General features: G+C 62.8%; 14 protein-coding genes. 8 read left to right on the top strand and 6 right to left on the bottom strand.

Annotated elements, in window-relative coordinates:
* Positions 1–28: 28 nt before the first annotated feature.
* A complete protein-coding gene (locus ACWPW0_RS01170; protein WP_447588209.1) occupies positions 29–727 on the bottom strand; it encodes a tetratricopeptide repeat protein in 699 nt (232 codons plus the stop codon).
* 130 nt (positions 728–857) lie between these two features.
* Between ACWPW0_RS01170 and ACWPW0_RS01165 the strand changes: the two genes are divergently transcribed.
* A complete protein-coding gene (locus ACWPW0_RS01165; protein ID WP_454254170.1) occupies positions 858–2,243 on the top strand; it encodes an FAD-binding oxidoreductase in 1,386 nt (461 codons plus the stop codon).
* A 31-nt stretch (positions 2,244–2,274) separates the two neighbouring features.
* Here ACWPW0_RS01165 and cfaB read toward each other — a convergent pair whose 3' ends face one another.
* The gene (gene cfaB, locus ACWPW0_RS01160; RefSeq protein ID WP_454254169.1) at positions 2,275–3,459 is read right to left on the bottom strand and encodes a C17 cyclopropane fatty acid synthase CfaB; all 1,185 of its coding nucleotides are present in this window, start codon (positions 3,457–3,459) and stop codon (positions 2,275–2,277) included.
* Positions 3,460–3,922: 463 nt separating this feature from the next.
* Between cfaB and ACWPW0_RS01155 the strand changes: the two genes are divergently transcribed.
* Complete coding sequence (locus ACWPW0_RS01155; RefSeq protein WP_454254168.1) at positions 3,923–4,765, top strand: sugar phosphate isomerase/epimerase family protein; 843 nt, start codon at positions 3,923–3,925, stop codon at positions 4,763–4,765.
* Between the two features lie 213 nt (positions 4,766–4,978).
* Positions 4,979–5,665 carry a M24 family metallopeptidase gene (locus ACWPW0_RS01150; RefSeq protein WP_454254167.1) on the top strand — a complete coding sequence of 229 codons (687 nt, stop codon included), beginning with the start codon at positions 4,979–4,981 and terminating at the stop codon, positions 5,663–5,665.
* A 332-nt stretch (positions 5,666–5,997) separates the two neighbouring features.
* On the opposite strand, the gene ACWPW0_RS01145 is transcribed toward ACWPW0_RS01150, so the two are convergent.
* Positions 5,998–7,020: a sugar ABC transporter substrate-binding protein gene (locus tag ACWPW0_RS01145; RefSeq protein WP_447588199.1), complete on the bottom strand. Its 1,023-nt coding sequence runs from the start codon at positions 7,018–7,020 to the stop codon at positions 5,998–6,000.
* 448 nt (positions 7,021–7,468) lie between these two features.
* Here ACWPW0_RS01145 and ACWPW0_RS01140 point away from each other — a divergent pair, with 448 nt between their 5' ends.
* Together ACWPW0_RS01140 and ACWPW0_RS01135 are read left to right on the top strand one after the other, a co-directional pair.
* Positions 7,469–8,251, top strand: a complete 783-nt coding sequence (locus ACWPW0_RS01140; protein WP_447588197.1) for an SDR family NAD(P)-dependent oxidoreductase — start codon at positions 7,469–7,471, stop codon at positions 8,249–8,251.
* Positions 8,248–9,141, top strand: a complete 894-nt coding sequence (locus tag ACWPW0_RS01135) for an NAD(P)-dependent oxidoreductase (protein ID WP_454254166.1) — start codon at positions 8,248–8,250, stop codon at positions 9,139–9,141. Before ACWPW0_RS01140 ends, ACWPW0_RS01135 begins: the two co-directional genes overlap by 4 nt.
* A 99-nt stretch (positions 9,142–9,240) precedes the next feature.
* Here ACWPW0_RS01135 and ACWPW0_RS01130 read toward each other — a convergent pair whose 3' ends face one another.
* Positions 9,241–10,305 (bottom strand): AraC family transcriptional regulator, encoded by a 1,065-nt coding sequence (locus ACWPW0_RS01130; protein ID WP_454254165.1) that lies wholly within the window; start codon positions 10,303–10,305, stop codon positions 9,241–9,243.
* A gap of 116 nt (positions 10,306–10,421) precedes the next feature.
* Between ACWPW0_RS01130 and ACWPW0_RS01125 the strand changes: the two genes are divergently transcribed.
* Entirely contained in the window at positions 10,422–12,806 is a 2,385-nt protein-coding gene (locus ACWPW0_RS01125; RefSeq protein ID WP_454254164.1) for a penicillin acylase family protein, read from the top strand.
* Positions 12,807–13,008: 202 nt separating this feature from the next.
* Here the strand turns inward: ACWPW0_RS01125 and ACWPW0_RS01120 are convergent, their stop codons facing one another.
* Positions 13,009–14,310 carry an MFS transporter gene (locus tag ACWPW0_RS01120; RefSeq protein WP_447588190.1) on the bottom strand — a complete coding sequence of 434 codons (1,302 nt, stop codon included), beginning with the start codon at positions 14,308–14,310 and terminating at the stop codon, positions 13,009–13,011.
* 295 nt (positions 14,311–14,605) lie between these two features.
* Between ACWPW0_RS01120 and ACWPW0_RS01115 the strand changes: the two genes are divergently transcribed.
* Positions 14,606–15,793, top strand: coding sequence for a DUF2252 family protein (locus tag ACWPW0_RS01115; RefSeq protein ID WP_454254163.1), 1,188 nt, complete (start codon positions 14,606–14,608; stop codon positions 15,791–15,793).
* Between the two features lie 185 nt (positions 15,794–15,978).
* Complete coding sequence (locus tag ACWPW0_RS01110) at positions 15,979–17,343, top strand: hypothetical protein (protein WP_454254162.1); 1,365 nt, start codon at positions 15,979–15,981, stop codon at positions 17,341–17,343.
* Between the two features lie 74 nt (positions 17,344–17,417).
* On the opposite strand, the gene ACWPW0_RS01105 is transcribed toward ACWPW0_RS01110, so the two are convergent.
* Positions 17,418–17,969 carry an immunity 42 family protein gene (locus ACWPW0_RS01105; RefSeq protein WP_454254161.1) on the bottom strand — a complete coding sequence of 184 codons (552 nt, stop codon included), beginning with the start codon at positions 17,967–17,969 and terminating at the stop codon, positions 17,418–17,420.
* Between the last annotated feature and the right edge of the window lie 331 nt (positions 17,970–18,300).

Here is an 18,300-nt window from a genome sequence, read left to right as displayed (position 1 = left end):
GTGCAGGCCGGCCCAACCGGCCTGCACCTCAAGGCTTCTCGCCAGCCAATCCAGCCTCGGCCTTGTCCAGCAATTCGTTGATACGGCCATCATCGGGAAAGCGCTTGTGCAGGGAGTGCAGGTGCTCCAGCGCAGACGGGTAATCGCCCAGTTTCAGATAGCTGCGTACCAGCACCACCTCTGAAATCCGCCCGGGCGAGATCTTGAACGCCTTCTGGTTGTGCTCCAGCGCCTTCGGGTAATCGATGTACTGCGCGCCGTTATCACCCAGGTAAACCAGGCCCAGCACGTTGTGCGCCGTCATCTCTCGCGGGTTCAGCGCCACGGCCTGCTGCAGGCGCTCGATGGCCTTGGGCACCTGGTCGTGCATCAGGTCCGCATCGGCCATGTTCACCAGGTAGTCGTAGGAGTCCTTCGGGTAATAAGCCGCAGCCTTGGCTGCGTAGTCACCCGACAGGGTGTACTCACCCAGTTCGTAATGCCCGAGGGAGAGGTAACGCAGGGCACCGGCTTTCTGCGCATCGTTGGCCAGAGGATGGGCAACCACCACCTCGAACTTGGCAATGGCGGCGCGGCTCTGCCCCTGGTCGTGCAGACGCTGCCCCTCATTGATCATCGCCTGCAGCGCCACCTTCTCCTTGACCTTGGCCGCACTTTCCAGCGCCTTGCCACACGCCGTACAGGCGAGCAGCACACAGACCAGCAGGGCAAATTTCGACAGTTTCACGATACGACTCCGGACGATCACACACGGCCCGCACAGTAGTGCAGCGCAGCGAGGATGTGAACCGGGTATTTGGCGCCCGCCAGCAGACACGGCAAGATAGCCGCCACTCCTCCATGACCAGGGACGGCTCATGCGCATCCTGCTCCTCTGCCTGATACTGCTCAGCCTGGCAGCCACCGCCGGTGAGACCGTCAACGACATCACCGGCCTCAACCCGATCGAAGTCGCCCAGGTTCTGCGGCCCACCACGCTGGAGCAGATCGTCGACGCCGTGCGCAGTCACCAGGGGCCGCTATCGATTGCCGGCGGACGCTTCAGCATGGGTGGCCAGACGGCCAGCGACGGCGTGCTGCAACTCGACCTGCGTGACTTCAGCCAGGTGCTGGCCTTCTCCGCCGAGCAGCGCGAGATTCGCGTGCAGACGGGCATCACCTGGCGGCAGGTGCTTGAGCATATCGACCCATACGACCTCTCACCGCAGATCATGCAGTCCTACGCCAACTTCACGGTGGGCGGTTCGTTATCGGTCAACGTGCATGGCCGCTACGTGGGCGAAGGGCCTCTGGTCGGCTCCGTGCACAGCATTCGCCTGGTGCTGGCCGACGGCAGCCTGGTCGAGGCCAGCCCCACGCAAAACCGCGCACTGTTCTACGGCGCCATCGGTGGCTACGGCGGCCTGGGCGTGATCGTCGAGGCCACCCTGGGCCTGGTCGACAACAGCCGCCTGGCCCGCGAAAGCCAGGTCATGCCACTGAACGAATACCGCGCCTGGTTTCGCCGCGAAGTCCTCGACCAGCCGGATGTGGTGATGCACAACGGCCTGCTCTATCCCGGAGCGTTCGACACAGTGCGCGCGGTGTCATTCCGGCGCAGCGACGCCGCGCTCACCGACCCCGACCGGCTGACCTCGCCGACCCAGGATTATCGCTTGCAGCAACAGGGCATCCGCCTGATCAGCAGCGTGCCCGGCGGGCTTACCCTGCGCGAGAAGGTCGTCGATCCGCTGCTATACCGCAGCAGCAAGGTACAGTGGCGCAATCACGAGGCCAGCCTGGATGTGCGCGAACTGGAGCCCATCGCCACCGCCGACGCCAGTTACGTGCTGCAGGAATACTTCGTGCCGCCCGAGCAGTTGGAGGCGTTCGTCGGCGAGCTGGCACGCCTGACCCGCGTGCATGACGCCAACCTGATCAACGTCTCGATTCGCCATGCCAAGGCCGACCCCGATACCCTGCTGAACTGGGCACCACAGGAGGTGTTCGCCCTGGTGCTGTACTACCGGCAGGGCACCAGCGCCGCTGAGCGCGCCAAGGCCGCCGCCTGGACCCGCGACCTGATCGCCGCCGCCCTGGCCTGTCACGGGCGCTACTACCTGCCCTACCAGATCCACGCCAGCCGCGAGCAATTCCTCACCGCCTACCCGCGCGCGCAGGCCTTCTTCGCCCTCAAGCAACAGGTCGACCCGAACTACCGCTTCCGTAACAGGTTGTGGGACGCCTACTACGTGGTGCCCTGAGATGAGCGCGCCACCCAATACGCCAGACGGCCTAGCTATAGATATCGGCTCGCGACCAGGGCAGTTCGTGCGAGCCATCGGCGTGTGGGCGGATCGCCAGGACCTGGTGCAAATTGGTCCAGCCGCGGCGAAAACCATAGGCACAACCAGCTAGGTACAAACGCCAGATGCGCACCGCACGCTCGGGCACCAGCGCCGCCGCTTCCGCCAGCCGGGTTTCCAGGTTATCGCTCCAGTACTCCAGCGTCCTGGCGTAATGCAGGCGCAGGCTTTCCACGTCCACCACTTCCAGGCCGGCATCGCTGAGGTCGGCACTGATGCGCGCCAGGTGCGGCAGCTCGCCATGGGGGAAGACATACCGCTCGATGAAGTCACCCGCGCCACGCCCCACCGGGCGACCATCCACATGCCGCGCGGTAATGCCGTGGTTCATCACCAACCCGCCAGGGCGCACCGCGCTGAACAGCTTGCGGCAATAGAGCGGCAGGTTGGCATGGCCGACATGCTCGACCATGCCCACGCTGACCACCTTGTCGAAGCGGCCATCCTCGGGCAGATCACGGTAGTCGAGCAGCTCCAGCCGTACCTTGTCGCTCAGGCCTTCATCGGCCACCCGCTGGCTGGCCAGCTCCAGTTGCGCCGGGCTCAGGGTGATGCCGAATACCTCGACGCCATATTCACGCGCCGCAAACCGCGCCAGGCCGCCCCAGCCACAGCCGACATCGAGCAGGCGCTCGCCAGGTTGCAGGCGCAGCTTGCGGCATAGGTGGTGCATCTTCGCTTGCTGGGCCTCTTCCAGGGCCTCCGTGCCAGTCGGGAAATAGGCACAGGAATAGACCATCTGGCTGTCCAGCCAGAGCGCATAGAAGGCGTTGGACAGATCGTAGTGGTAGCGGATCGACTCGGCGTCCGTGTCCTTGTCGTGGGCAAGGCGCTCGGCCGCCTGCCCCTCATCGTCACCCAGCAAGGCCTCGCTCAGCCGGTCGCCGAGCTGTATCACATCCATGATCGGCCCCTCGAGATCGAGCCGCCCTTCGACGTAGGCACTCGCCAGGGTATTCAGGCTCGGGCGTGTGAGCTCGGCCAGCAGTGCCGGGTCCCTGAGTACCATGGTCACCTTCGGCTCGGCACCGAGGTCCAGTTGTTCACCGCTGGCGAAGCGCAGCCGTAACGGCAAGTCGAGTTTGCGCAGCATGGCGGGTAGTCCGGAAAGCATGGCGTGGGCCTCCTTCAACAAAGACTCTAAGAAAGTAGACCACCCTGACGAGCGCTTATATCCATTGGTCTTTTTCCCGCACCAGCGCCGGCCCTGAGTGGCGCGACGAAGGCGCCGAGACAACCGTGGTTACTGCGTTACATGGAATTCAAGCGCTTGAATCAACCCTCAGTTTTGCACAGGTGAAAAACTGTTTTTTGCCTGGTTCGTTGTCTTAACCGGCAATCGGAAATAGCCTTCAACACGCGGTCGATAGCCGCAGCGAGATAAAAACAACACCCGGAACAAGGCGCTCGACCGGCCTCCCGATACAGGCTCCTGGCATCCCCATGCGCAGGAACACCCGCAGTGTCACCGCCGAAGCGATGCTCGTCGGTTCACCAGCGTCTTGCGGGATAGACCGGTCACCCCGTTCCGTTCCATCTCTTGCCTCAAGGCAGCCTCACTGAACAGGCTTACTGTCATGACGAATATCATTGCTAGCCACTGGGCCATCGCCGGCGACTCCTATCCGGGTTGCGGCAACGAAGTGTCCGAGTTCCCATTCGCCGCTCGCATGGAAGCGGCTGCCAAAGCCGGCTACCGTGGCGCCGGCTTCGTCTACGAAGACCTGATGGCTCAGGCACGTACCCTGGGCTATGCGGAAATGTCGCGCATTCTCGAGGCCAACGGCCTGGTGGATATCGAGGTGGAAATTCTCACCGACTGGTTCGCCACCGGCGACCGCCGGGCGGCCTCGGACAAGATCCGCGCCGACCTGCTCGCCGCTGCTGAAGGCCTGAAGGCTCGCCACATCAAGATTTCCGGTGACTTCGCCCTTGGCGACTGGTCGCTCGACCACCTGGCCAGCGAGTTTGCCGGCCTCTGCGCACAGGCCCGGGAGGTTGGCTCCATGGTCGGTCTCGAGATCATGCCGTTCACCAACTTCAACAGCATCCAGAACACCCTGCCGGTGATCCAGGCCGCTGGCGCCGAGAACGGCGGCCTGTTGCTGGACATCTGGCACATGCAGCGCGGCAAGGTCGACCTCCAGGAAATCGGCACCCTACCCAAGGGCTCTATCGTCTCCATCGAGATCAACGATGCGCTGCCGACCATCGAAGGCGACCTGTGGAACGACACCCTGCACCACCGCCTGCTGTGCGGCGAAGGCTGCTTCGACATTCCGATCTTCCTCAACGAAGTGAAGAAGACCGGCTATAACGGCCCAGTCGGCATCGAAGTCATCTCCGCCACGCACCGTAAGCTGCCGCTGGACGTCGCCGCACAAAGCGCCATGGCCTCGGTCCGCAAGTACATCGACTGACATGATGATGCGGGCGCGTAGCTGATCGCAGCCACGCACCCACCATGACCGGTGCCCGGCACCGGTCATGGCCTCTCCCATGATTCCGGCCGGATATGCACGCAACTTGGCCGGCTTCGCACTCTCGCCGCAGTACAGCCGCCAGAACCCCTTCCCGATAATGGTCCGCGACCCGCGCGCATTCGTTCGCGCTCTCCGCCGGAGCCATTACCCATGCACACCCTCGCCCCTCTGCCAGCAGAAGCCGTCGGCCCTGCTTTTTCCGAAGACGGCATGCTGCTCGCCCGCCAGAAAACCCGTCAGGCGATTGGGGATATCGCCGCCCGTGTCGTCCCCGGCATGGTCGAAGAAGACGCCGTGGCCATGGCCAAGCAGACCCTGCTCGATGCAGGCCTCGCGCTGAGCTGGCACCCGACACGCGTGCGCTTCGGGCACAACACCATCAAGGCCATGAAACAGACCTCCGAGCACGGCGTGGTGCTGCAGGACAACGACATCTTCTTCATCGACCTGGCCCCGCGGGTGAATGCCTGGGAAGGTGATGGCGGTGCGACCTTCGTGGTTGGCCAGCATGCGCAATACAGCCGCTGCGCACGTGACGCCGAAGCACTGTTCCATGAGCTGCGGGCGATCTGGAGCCGTGACCGCGTCACCGGTCGCGCACTGTATGCCCACGCCGAACGGCTCGCCACGGCCATGGGCTGGGAACTGAATGCCGACCTGCCCGGCCACCGTGTCTCCGACTTCCCCCACGCCACCTTGCACACCGGTTCCCTGGCCGATTTCGAGGCCGTGCCGTCGGCGATGCGCTGGATCCTGGAGGTGCATATCCGCGATCCGCAAAGACGCTTCGGCGCCTTCTTCGAAGACATGCTGCTGGATGACAGCCACTACGCCTGAGTCCTTAGGGCTGGTGTCGTTTCGCTTAACCCGGAGCGCCCCATATAACACTTAGAACAGGCGCCTTTGAGGCAGTTGCGGAGGCTGGATTGTTGAGTTCATGACACGCCAGTTGGTGGGCTGAAGCCCACCCTACAGAGTCATACCCCCGCGTAGGGTGGGCTTCAGCCCACCAATTGCGGTGTCCGCTTGTACCTCGAACCGGCCGCCCCTATCGCAACGTCAACAGCTCCTAGCGCCCCTATGCAAAAAGGGCAGACCCTTGCGGATCTGCCCTTCTGCGTTGGACTCGTCGAAGCAGGCAGCAACCCGCTCCGACACACCATCCGAACTCAGCGACCTACGGCGCTGTAGCACTCTTTGATGTTGTCCTTGGTCACCACGAACTGCGGCAGGAAGCGCACGGACTCCGGGTTCTTGCCGTCGAGCAGGTCGACCAGAGCCTTGACCGCGTACTGGCCGTCTTCGATCGGCGATTGCAGAACCGAGGCGTACTGAGTGCCAGCTTCGATGGCATTCACGCCTTCGATGCTGCAGTTACCGCCTACCAGCACCAGGCTGGCCGGGTCGATACCGGCACGCTTGGCCGCGACGATAACGCCGGCCATCATGTTGTCGGCTTGGGCATAAACGCCTTTGACCTTGCTGCCGTACTGGGTGAACAGGGAAGCCGCAGCATCGGTGGCTTTGGTCTGGTCCCAGTTACCCGGCTGGCTGCCGAGGATTTCGATCTTCACGCCGGCACGGGCCAGCTCTTCGCGGAAGCCTTCTTCACGACGGATTTGCGGCGGCGTGCCTGGCACGCCAACGATCAGGAAGATCGAGCCGGTATCAAGCCCCTTCTCCTGGAAGCCCTTGACCATGGCCTGGCCAGCGGAAACACCCATGCCCTTGTCGTCCGGACCGGTGTAGGCATCCCAGAACTTGGAAAACTTCTGGTCCGGCAGGGAGTTCATGATCACCAGCGGGATGTTGGCGCTCTTGATCTTGCGCAGCGACGGGATGATTGCGCTGGCGTCAGCCGGCCATACCACGATGGCATCGGGCTTTTCCGCAATCGCCTGGTCAACCTGGGAAGCCTGCTCGGCCGGGTCGTAGTTGTTGACCTTGACCGACAGCTTGAGACCTTCCTGCTCCGCTGCCTGGCGGAAGGAACGCTGGGCACGGGCGCAGTATTCGCACTCTTCACTCACCGAGAGGAAGATCACTTTTGCGCCTTTGGCCGTAGTGGCCTCGGCCATGGCCTGCTGGCTGAAGCCAAACATCGACGCGCCCGCCACGGCACCGGCGAAGGCCATCATCCGGGCAGAGGCAGTCAGCTTCGCAAGAGCGTTGGGGAGTTTGCGTTGCAGCATGGGTGATTCTCCTATTGTGCTTTTTGTAGAGACATTTGCGGATTTCGGTACAAACGGCCAACAGCCCGAGGCCACTGGCGATGATGTTCAGCCGCGCAAGGCGGTGCCTGACAGAATCAGACGACGGGCAGACCAGCAGTGGCAGAATGAGCGGTGCTCGATCACTGGATACCTGCGTCAGCGCCTGATTTAGGCTTGTCTAACGACACACATCAGGCCTGCACAACGGGCAGGCCTGAACCTTGTAATCCACGCTATCCGTTCATAACCGTGGGATAAATGCCCAGTTTGAAAATCATTATTCCGCTCAGAGGAAAACAACAGCGCCGCGAAACGGCTGGGTTCATCATTTCAGCAGCGTAAAACTGTTTTTCCTCTGCGCGTTGGTTCTGGCAAACCTGCTTTGTTACGGTTCGGGGCAGTCCACTACAACTACAAGGGTCTAACCATGAGACTGGCAAACAAGAACATCATCATCACCGGCAGCGCACAAGGCATCGGCCTGGCCATCGCCGAGCGCCTGGCCCGTGAAGGCGCCGCCGTGGGTATTGCCGACCTCAATCTTGACGCTGCACAAGCTGCCGCCAAGCACATCGAAAGCAACGGTGGCCAAGCCATCGCCCTGCAGGTCGACGTCACCAAGCGCGAAACCGTACAAGCCGGTATCGCCACCTTCGTCGAGCGCTTCGGTCGCCTGGACAGCTACTTCAACAACGCCGGCCTCAACGTGCCGATGCCGTTCCTGGACGTGACCGAGAGCAACTGGAACCTGATCATGAACGTCAACAGCCTCGGCGTTCTGATCGGCACCCAGGAAGCCGCCAAGCAGATGATCGCCCAGGGCACTCCAGGCAAAATCATCAACACCTCGTCCATCGCCGGCCGTGAAGGCTATGCCGACTTCGCCCCCTACAGCGCCAGCAAGTTTGCCGTGGTCGCCCTGATCCAGGCCGGTGCCCGTGCCCTGGCCGCCAAAGGCATCACCGTCAACGGCTTCGCCCCAGGCGTGGTCGCCACCCCGCTGTGGAAGCAGCTGGACCAGGACCTGATGAAAATGGGCGCCAGCCAGAAAGAAGGCGAAGCCATGGATGCCTTCTCGCAAAACATCCTGCTCGGCCGCCCTGCGCAGCCTGACGATATCGCCGGCACCGCGCTGTTCCTGGCCTCGGCCGACTCCGACTACATGACCGGCCAGATCATCGCAATCGACGGCGGCATGGTGCTGGTATGACCGCTGCCACCACCGCCATCGGCTGGATCGGCCTGGGCAAGATGGGCGAGCCGATGGCCGAGCACCTGCTCGCCAAAGGCTACAGCCTGCGCGTCTATGACCTGAATCCGCAGCCGGTCCAGGCACTCGTGGCCAAGGGCGCCATCGCCTGCGCCTCGATCGCCGAGTTGGCCGCCGCGAGCACGGTGGTCATCTCCATCGTGCCCGACGACCGCGTGCTGAAGAGCGTCAGCGAAGACGTGCTGGCCAACCTGGCACCCGGCGCGACCTACATGGACATGAGCACCGTCTCGCCAGAAGCCTCCGTGGCCGCTGGCGAGCTGGCCCGACAACGCGGCGTGGCCTATATCTGCGCGCCGGTTTCGGGCAGCACCGAACTGGCCCGCAAAGGCGTGCTGACCGTGTTCGCCTCCGGCCCGGCCGAGGCCTACCAGCAGCTGGAAACACTGCTGAGCAGCTTCGCCGCCACCCGCCACTATGTCGGCGGCGAGCACCAGGCCCGCTACCTGAAGCTGGCGATCAACCACCTGGTGGGTTCCTCCGCCGCATTGATGGCCGAAGCCCTGTCCCTGGGGCGCAAAGGGGGGCTGGACTGGAAAGTGATGCTCGACGTAATGGGCAACAGCGTCATCGCCTCGCCGCTGATCAAGTACAAGCTCGATCTGCTCGCCTCTCGCGACTTCGCCCCGGCGTTCTCCGCGGCGCAGATGCGCAAGGACATGGGCCTGGTCAACCAGGCCGGGCAGAACAGCGGCACGCACATGCCACTGGCCGCGCTGGTTGCCGAGTACTTCGAAGCCTATGCCCAGCAGAAGCCGGACAACGACTTCTTCGGCCTGGTCGAAGCCGTCGAAGCCCAATCCGACCTGCCGCCGCTGCCGCGCAACTAAGGCTGCCTGCGACACCGTAAAAAGGCCGGATGATGCAAGTCATCCGGCCTTTTTCATGCCCCGTAGGGTGTGCGACTGCCTGCCCTGAGCCTGGACGTTTCAGGCCCGCCCATCCGCCTCCAATCGCGCGCGATAACGCTCCGGCGTATCGCCATGCCAACGACGAAACGCCCGGTAGAACGGCGACAACTCGGCAAAGCCGCAACCCCGCGCCACCTCCAGCACCGACGCCCCGCCGCGCAGCAGTTCCAGTGCCCGGCCCTGGCGCACCACCTCGCGCACCTGACGCAAGCTGCTGCCCTGCGCTGCCAATGCACGTTGCAAGGCGCTCGTCGACAATCCCAGCTCGCGCGCACAGGCCGCCAACGAGCAATCACCAGATGCCAGGCGTACCCCGAGCAGATAGCGCAGGCGCCCCAGCAACTGGTTTTCCTCCAGGCCATCGAGCTGACGCTGGGCGTAGTCGCTGAGCAGCGCATGCAGCTCCAGGTTGGCGGTACGCGAAGGCCGCTGCAGCAAGGCGGCGGGAAACAGCAGGGCGTCATGCGCCTGGTCGAACAGCGGTTGCAGGCCGAACAGCCGTTTATGCTCGGCCAGCTGGCGCGGCTGCGCATGGCGAAAATGCAGGCCGCTGAGGTGGAACTCGCCATCGGTGACCAGGGCCAGCAATTTGCTGAACAGCAGCGCCACGCACTCCATCTGCTGACGCAACGACGCCACGCCCAGGTAGTTGATATCGATCACCAGGCACGCCTGCTCACCCTCGACCCGCAACTGCGCCACCAGGCCACCGGAGAGAATGTGCTGAAAGCGCACGAAACTCTCCAGCGCCTGGCGCAGGTCACGACTGGCCAGCAGCAGGTAGCCGACCACATCAAGCAGGCGCGGCGGCATGACCTCGCCCAGGTGCAGGCCGACATCGGGGTCACCGGTGATCTCCGGCAGTGCCTGCCAGAACAGCGGTGCGTTGTCGTGGTCCAGCCGATTGTCCTGGCTCGGCACTGCCACCCGCCGATGCTGGTAGACGCGCCGGTACACGTCACCCGGGTCCAGCCCCAGCCCGGCCAGGGCTTCATACAGCAAGCGGCGCAGGGTGGCGGAGTGGGTCAGCCGCGACTCATCGGGCAAGGGTTCATAAGCAGGGGGATCAACAACAGGAATCATGTGCGCTCCACGGAATTGACCGAAGACTTACAGTCCTGATGCATCGGGTCAATGCCCAAGCGCTTGCTCAGGCCGGACAATCCGGGCATTACAAGAATCAATAAAAAGGAGTGCCCATGAAACGCAGTCTGACCGTCCTGGCCATCGCCGTTGCAGCCATCGCTGGTGGTGCCGCCTGGTACCTGCACGGCAAGCAGCCGCAACGCGACGGTGAACTGGCCCTGGCCAACCTGCAGGCCGCTGTCAGCGTGCGTTACGACGAGCGCGGCGTGCCGCATATCCAGGCGCAGAACCAGACCGACATGTACCGTGCCCTGGGCTTCGTGCACGCCCAGGACCGGCTGTTCCAGATGGAGATGCTGCGCCGCCTGGCGCGCGGCGAGCTGGCCGAGATACTGGGCACCAAGCTGGTCGACAGCGACCGGCTGTTTCGTACCCTGGGCATCCGCGAACATGCCGACCGCTATGCCCAGCAGGTCGACCTGAACAGCCCGGCAGTCCAGGCGCTGCAGGCCTACCTGGATGGCGTCAACCAGTACCAGGACACCCGCCCGGCCCCGCTGGAGTTCGACCTGCTGGGGATCGAGAAGCGCCCCTTCACTGTCGAAGACACCCTCAGCGTTGCCGGCTACATGGCCTACAGCTTTGCCGCCGCCTTTCGTACCGAGCCCGTGCTGACGCATATCCGCGACCAGCTCGGCGCCGACTACCTGAAAATCTTCGACCTCGGCTGGCACCCGGACGGCGTGATCGATCCGCCACCGCTGGCCGCCGAAGACTGGCAGGCCCTCAACAGCATCGCCCGCCTCAGCCAGCAGGCGCTGGTCGACGCCGGCCTGCCCCAGTTCGAGGGCAGCAACGCCTGGGCCATCGCCGGTCGCCACACACGCAGCGGCAAACCGCTGCTGGCTGGCGACCCGCACATCCGTTTCGCCGTGCCGGCGGTGTGGTACGAGGCGCAATTGAGCACGCCGGACTTCGAGCTGTACGGCCACCACCAGGCGCTCAACCCCTATGCTTCGCTCGGGCACAACCGGCAGTTCGCCTGGAGCCTGACCATGTTCCAGAACGACGACCTCGACCTGATCGCCGAGAAGGTCAACCCGGACAACCCCAACCAGGTACAGATCAATGGGCAATGGGTCGACCTGCAGAGCCGCGAGGAGACCATTCAGGTCAAGGGCGGCGAACCGATCACACTGACCCTGCGCCGCTCGCCACACGGGCCGATCATCAACGACGCCCTCGGCGCCAACGCCGGCAAGACGCCCATCGCCATGTGGTGGGCATTCCTCGAAACCGAGAACCCGGTGCTCGATGCCTTCTACCAGCTCAACCGCGCCGACACCCTGGACAAGGCGCGCAGCGCCGCCGAAAAGATCCACGCTCCGGGCCTCAACGTGGTCTGGGCCAACGCCGTCGGCGATATCGGCTGGTGGGCGGCGGCCAAACTGCCACAACGGCCGGCCGGTGTGAATCCGGCGTTCATCCTCGACGGCAGCAGCCATGAAGCGGACAAGTCCGGCTTCCTGCCGTTTACCGCCAACCCGCAGGAAGAGAACCCTGCACGCGGCTATATCATCTCGGCCAACTACCAGCCGTTGGCCGCCAGCGGCGCGGCGATTCCCGGCTACTACAACCTGGCGGATCGCGGCCAGCGCCTGAATGATCGCCTCAGCCAGGCCGACGTGAAGTGGGACCTGCACAACAGCCAGGCGCTGCAACTGGAGACCGGCACCGGCTACCCCGCCCGCCTGCTGCAACCCCTGCTCGCCGACCTGCGCAATGCCGCAGCGGACGACAACGAACGAGCGCTGGTCGAGCAATTGGCCACCTGGAACGGCGACCATAACCTCGACTCGGTGGCCGCCACCCTGTTCAACCAGCTCACCTATCAACTGACCGATGCCGCACTGCGCGACGAGCTGGGCGATGCCTTCTTCGACAACCTGCTGTACACCCGCGTGCTCGACAGCGCCCTGCCGCGCCTGACCGCCGACGCCGCTTCGCCCTGGTGGGACGACCGCAACACCGAGGCCACGGAAAACCGCGCCGACATCGTGAAGAAAGCCTGGCAAGCCACCCTGGCGCACCTGCGGGCCACCCTCGGTGATGACCCCGCTACCTGGGCCTGGAGCCGTGCGCACCTGCTCACCCACGGCCATCCGCTCGGCCAGGCCAAGCCATTGGACAAACTGTTCAACGTCGGCCCGTTCGCCGCACCCGGTGGCCACGAAGTGCCCAACAACCTCTCGCACCGGATCGGCCCAGCGCCCTGGCAAGTGGTCTACGGCCCCTCGACACGGCGCCTGATCGACCTCGCCGACCCCGAGCACAGCCTCGGTATCAACCCGGTCGGCCAGAGCGGCGTGCCCTTCGACCGCCACTACGCCGACCAGGCCGAGGCGTATATCGAGGGCCAGTACCTGCCGCAGCACTACAGTGAAGAAGACGTACGCGCCAATACCCGCAGTACTCTGCATCTGGTGCCGGCGCACTGAGCTGTCAACAGGCGACCCTACGGTCCGCGTCTGTAGGGTGGGTCGGGCTTTCACCGACCCACCATGCGAGGCCAAGGTGGGTCGGCGAACCCTGTCTCCGTGCCAGCCCTTAGCGCTTTCAGCCCTCACTGGCGTAGGGTGCGCCATGCGCACCACTGAAAAATCCCCCAAACCCGACGGGCTATCGCCCTTCAGCAACGCCCTACTTCTTCGGATCAGGCGCACCATCGGAGCGGCCAATGTCCGCCGGGGCTTCCACCACCAGCTCCTCCGGCACCTCCTCCACACGCGGATCGAGCGCGGCGGCCATGGGGCTGACCGTATCCGGCATCGGCACGTGGCTCAGTGGTGCCTCGTCGACGCGGTGCAAGCCGGTCACCCGCTTCGGCTGCACCCAGAAGATCAGCACCAGCGCATAGACCGACACCAGCACGTAAAACATGCCCGGGCCGAAGTTGTGCATCAGCACCCCGGCGAACAGCGGCCCGATACAGGCCCCCACGCCATAGGTGGTCAGCAGCATGGCCGACAACGCCACCCGCCGCGGCTGTTCGACATGGTCGTTGCCCAGCGCCACCGCCAGCGGATAGAGGGTGAACAGCAGCATGCCGGTGACGAAGCCGTTGACCAGCAACAGCCCGTACGGCAGATCGAACAGGCCCCACATGGGGATCGCCGCCAGGCACAGGAGAATGGCGTTGCCGCGAATCAGCCAACTGCGGTCCACGCGGTCCGACAGCCAGCCAAGCGGCCACTGCGCACAGAAGCCAGCCACGATGCACATGCCGACGAACATACTGGCCTGCGAGGTATCCAGCCCGCTGCGGCTGGCATACACCGGCGCCAGGCCGTAGAAGGCCCCGACCATCAAGCCGGCGACGAAGATGGTGCCCATCGCCTGCGGCACGCGCTTCCAGAAAAAGCCGATCTCCAGCGGCGCCGCCACCAGCTTGGCCGGGTGCACACGACGGGTCACCGCCAACGGAATCAGGCACGAGGCAAAACAGATCGCCACCAGCAACAGCGGCTTGTAGTCCAGGGTCGGGCTCAGAGCCAGCAGCCCCTGGCCCACTACCAGGCCCAGATCCACCGCCACCATGTAGCCGGCGAACACCTTGCCGCGCATGTGGTTTTCCGACTGCTCGTTGAGCCAGCTCTCGATGACCATGTACTGGTTCATCATCACCGCGCCCATCACGAAGCGCAGCAACAGCCAGACCTCCAATTGCTCCACCAGCACATGCAGCAGCACGATCACCGTGGCCAGGCCGGCGCAGGCCACATAGGAACGGATATGCCCGACGCTGGCGATCAGCCTGTGGCCGACCTTGCCCCCGCACACCAGGCCGAAGTAGTAGGCGGCCATCAACCCGCCGACCCAGAAGTCGCCGACGCCCTCCTCGGTCAGGCGCAACCCCATGTAGGTGCTGAACAGACCGGACCCCGCCAGCATCAGCAACGTGGCGGTATACAGGGCCGGGAAGGTAACGAGCGGGCCGAACATGACAACTCCTGACAGGCCGGACTCAACGGCGCCCGGCAAACGAAGGAAAACAGCGAGCCAAAGGCCTCGCCAAGCCCCGTACATTACCCATTGGCGCAGATTCTGTCGCCATGGTCAGCAACGCTGACTTCGCTACCCAGCCCAGGCCAGACAACGGGAAGCAAACAGCGAGGAAGAATACCCCTCACCTCGACGAGCGGCGCCCAGCATTTTTTCCTGCAACCTACTAGCACAAGGCCACTCAAAACCTGCATCACCCTGATCTGCATCACCATCCCGCAACGGAGTGCACCCGATGAAACTGCCTCGCCCCAGCGCGCGTAACAAGCTCCTCACCGACCTGCGTAATCAGAAAATGGCCCGCTCCGCCCATGCCTATGTGCGTGGCAGCACCGTGCAGTTCTACGACTGGCTGCACAGCCAGAATGGTCGCCGCCTGCCCCAAGGGCCAAGGGTGTGGATCTGCGGCGACTGCCATGCCGGCAACCTCGGGCCAACAGCGGATGCCGACGGCAACATCGCCATCCATATCCGCGACCTTGACCAGTGTGTGATCGGCAATCCCGCCCATGACCTGGTGCGGCTGGCCCTGTCCCTGACGACGGCGGCACGCGGCTCCGACCTGCCCGGCGTGACCAATGCACTGATGCTCGAAGAAATGATGCAAGGCTATGAGCAAGCCTTGCTGGATGAGAGCGACGAGATGCCCGAGCGCCCCAGCCAGGTCAAGGCCAGCATGCGCGTCGCCGTGCGCCGCACCTGGAAACACCTGGCCCGCGAGCGGATCGACGACCCACGCCCGGAGATTCCCCTCGGCAAGCGCTTCTGGCCGCTGTCGAGCGAGGAACGCAAAGCCATCAAGGCACTGTGCGCCAGCGAAGAACTGCACAATCTGGTCACCCAGCTACGCGGCCGGCCGAAAGAAGCCAACGTGCGCCTGCTGGACGCGGCGTATTGGGTCAAGGGTTGCAGCTCCCTCGGTCTGCTGCGCTATGCGGTGCTGCTTGGGGTGGGCGATGAGCAGGAGGAAGACTACTGCCTGATCGACATCAAACAGGCCGTCGCAGCCGCAGCGCCTCGCGCCCCCCGCGCCACCATGCCCCGGGACAATGCCCGGCGCGTGGTCGAGGGGGCCCGTCACCTGTCTCCTGCCCTGGGGGAGCGCATGCTGGCCACACGCTTCCTTGACCAGGGCGTATTCATTCGCGAATTGCTGCCCCAGGACATGAAGCTCGAACTGGACGGTTTCGGCACCAGCGATGCGATCCTGGCGGCCGGCTACCTGGCCCGCGTCGTCGGCAGCGCCCATGCCCGGCAGATGGACTCGTCCACGCGCCAAGCCTGGATCGACGAACTCCAACTCAATCGCTCCAAGACCCTCGATGCACCCTCCTGGCTGTGGCGCAGCGTGGTGCAATTGGTGGGCAGCCATGAACAAGGCTATCTGGAACATTGCCGGCGCTATGCGCTGGACCATCGCTAGATTCAGGAGAGGGAGGCAACAGCCTCCTTCGCCGCCAGCTCACCGAGCGAACTGCCACGTCCAGCAAAACGGTCCGTTGCACTGACAAACAGATCGCCCCTCAACGTCGCCCGGTGCTCCCCACCAACCGGCCCTGCCAGGCAAAGCTTGGTATCCTCAACGCAGACAACGCCAAAGGGGGCCCCGTGTTCTCACTAAAACGCAAAGGCGATTATCGTCTGCAACTGACCCGCACATTGAAAAAGCCGGGACGGCACAAGGTCGAGCTGTACCTGTTCACCCCGCACGAAAGCAACTTCTCCGCCTGGCCCATCGCCGAAGAACACTTCTTCTTCAACATCCTCAACCACAACTTCGGCCTCATGGGCTTGCCCGACAAAGACCGTGCGACCAAAGCGGATTCTTCGTTCTCGCTGTTGTCACCGCACTACGAAATCAAGTTCGGCTCCTGGTTCTTCCAGTACCAGGCCTCCATGGGCCGTTTACGTCAGCAACTGCAGAGCCCGCCCGCCACGGCGGAAACGCTCGCCCGCGCCCTGCGCCTCAGCCAGAACTTCGCCCAGCGCCTGCGCAACTCGGCACCCAAGCAGAGCAAACAGCAACGCTACTTCCGGCAGATGGACATCTATTTCTCCTGGCATGCCGAGCAGTTCTTTCTGGAGAGCATGACCCTGGAAGCGTTCGCCGAGGTCGATGAAGAGCTCAAGCAATCGGTCATCGAATTCCTGCGCCAGGAACAGAAATACCGCAAGGAGCAGCAATACCAGAGCGACTTCCAAGGCACCCCGACACGCATCTGGAACCGCATGAATCTCTATCACCGGTTGCTGGAATACCCGGTGCTGTTACGGGCCAAACTCACCGCGCTAGGGTCTGGCACCCAGAAGCTGGTCAAGGCGGCCTCGACCATGTTGATCATGTCGCTGTTTACCTACTTCCTGTTCAACGTGCGGGATGCCAGCCAGAAACTGTCACTCACCCTGCTGCTCGGCATTGCCCTGATCTACGCCATCCGCGACCTGCTGCGTGACGACATGATCAGCAAGCTGACCCGCATGCTGCGCAAGGGCAAACCGCGTTGGAAAATCCGCCTGTTCATGCCTTACACGAAAAAGCAGCTGGCCCAGCAAGTGGTCTGGGTGGACTACCGCAAGCTGCCCGACCTGCCAGCAGTAGTGCGTGAACGCTCCGGCAACTGGGCCACCAACGAAGAGCGCCACATCATCTGCTATCGAACCGTGCTCAACCTCGACAAGGGCGCCCTGGAAAAAGACGAAATTCGCGAACGCCTGACCCTCGACTGCGAACAGCTGTGCGCGATGATCCAGGCCAGCCACGACAAGCTCTTCGTCTGCGCAGACGAGAAAGACCCCTTCGGCTCCATCCAAGCCCTGCCGATCGAGAAGCAGCACGACTACAACCTACTGCTGGTCCACACCGAGCCCGGCCAACCTCAAGAAAGCGCCCAGCGCTGGCGCCTCAGATTGGGGGCGAAGGGGATCGTGCAATTCGAAAGCAAGAAGGCGTATTGGCCGGAGCAGGAAGCGTAAGAAACTGAAGGATTGGGAGCGGACAGATCATGATTTCTGCCATTGGATAATCGCAACCGACCCCATAACTCCGCTTACTTTAGCTGGAGCACAAACTTTCTAGTGGAATTGACTATTTCACGGACCGTATCTTTATTCACAAGCACCTCATGCACCACTATAGAATCAACTACCTCCCAACGCCCATTACCAGAATCATCAAACAATAAGTAATTTACTTTTGCTCCCAAGATTCTTACCTGCTCCCCCAAGGAAACCGCAAAAACATAAGAGCCGCCATTTTCGATATTATAAGTCGATGCCTGATATTGAAAATCCTCCTCGAAGTTATCGTCAACATCTTTCCCCGGCTCGAGAATAGATGGCAGCATCGAAGACAACATAAATTTAAATGCCTCCTCCTTGGGCATAAAGAAAAGATCTCGACTTTCCGGAAAAGCTACCAAGGCATTATCATCAGACAAACAGAATATATCCCCACTCAAGGTAGCTACACCTACCATTTCCGGTAAGAAATACCCCCCGATAATGTAATGGAATATACCATTGACATAGGAGTCTTCAGCAGTCCATATATCTACCTTTTCCACCAAAATCGCAAAACAATTAGGATCTCCGACAATCATACTTATCAACCTTTCTTAGGTATATCTAGGGGCCAAAGCGAGGCCAAAGGGGTCGGAGTGATTAGCAAACAATAGGGGACGGATTACTGAAGATCGGGGTATTCTTGGGACGCTCAGGCTTACCTCTCATGACTCTTCGTCCCAACGCGGCCTCCACTTCGGCAGAAAACTCCGGACTACCCAGTGTGTAGTTCCCATTTGTCGCAGCACCTATTTGATCAAATAGCCCTGGGTCTAGCTGATGGCGAAACAGCTCTCTGTAAGCCTCAGACCTGAGCACTTCATCTCGACCCAACGCTTGATAGAGAGGGTGTGGGCCGCGCAACACTGA

Source organism: Pseudomonas sp. Marseille-Q8238 (assembly GCF_965111915.1).
Note: the sequence above shows the minus strand (reverse complement) of the source record. Positions and strands in the feature narration are given on the sequence as shown.

Bases quoted from the DNA above. Each gene is read 5' to 3' on its own strand.
- ACWPW0_RS01165 (WP_454254170.1), top strand. From the start codon at position 858: ATGCGCATCCTGCTCCTCTGCCTGATACTGCTCAGCCTGGCAGCCACC.
- cfaB (WP_454254169.1), bottom strand. From the start codon at position 3,459: ATGCTTTCCGGACTACCCGCCATGCTGCGCAAACTCGACTTGCCGTTA.
- ACWPW0_RS01155 (WP_454254168.1), top strand. From the start codon at position 3,923: ATGACGAATATCATTGCTAGCCACTGGGCCATCGCCGGCGACTCCTAT.
- ACWPW0_RS01150 (WP_454254167.1), top strand. From the start codon at position 4,979: ATGCACACCCTCGCCCCTCTGCCAGCAGAAGCCGTCGGCCCTGCTTTT.
- ACWPW0_RS01145 (WP_447588199.1), bottom strand. From the start codon at position 7,020: ATGCTGCAACGCAAACTCCCCAACGCTCTTGCGAAGCTGACTGCCTCT.
- ACWPW0_RS01140 (WP_447588197.1), top strand. From the start codon at position 7,469: ATGAGACTGGCAAACAAGAACATCATCATCACCGGCAGCGCACAAGGC.
- ACWPW0_RS01135 (WP_454254166.1), top strand. From the start codon at position 8,248: ATGACCGCTGCCACCACCGCCATCGGCTGGATCGGCCTGGGCAAGATG.
- ACWPW0_RS01130 (WP_454254165.1), bottom strand. From the start codon at position 10,305: ATGATTCCTGTTGTTGATCCCCCTGCTTATGAACCCTTGCCCGATGAG.
- ACWPW0_RS01125 (WP_454254164.1), top strand. From the start codon at position 10,422: ATGAAACGCAGTCTGACCGTCCTGGCCATCGCCGTTGCAGCCATCGCT.
- ACWPW0_RS01120 (WP_447588190.1), bottom strand. From the start codon at position 14,310: ATGTTCGGCCCGCTCGTTACCTTCCCGGCCCTGTATACCGCCACGTTG.
- ACWPW0_RS01115 (WP_454254163.1), top strand. From the start codon at position 14,606: ATGAAACTGCCTCGCCCCAGCGCGCGTAACAAGCTCCTCACCGACCTG.
- ACWPW0_RS01105 (WP_454254161.1), bottom strand. From the start codon at position 17,969: ATGATTGTCGGAGATCCTAATTGTTTTGCGATTTTGGTGGAAAAGGTA.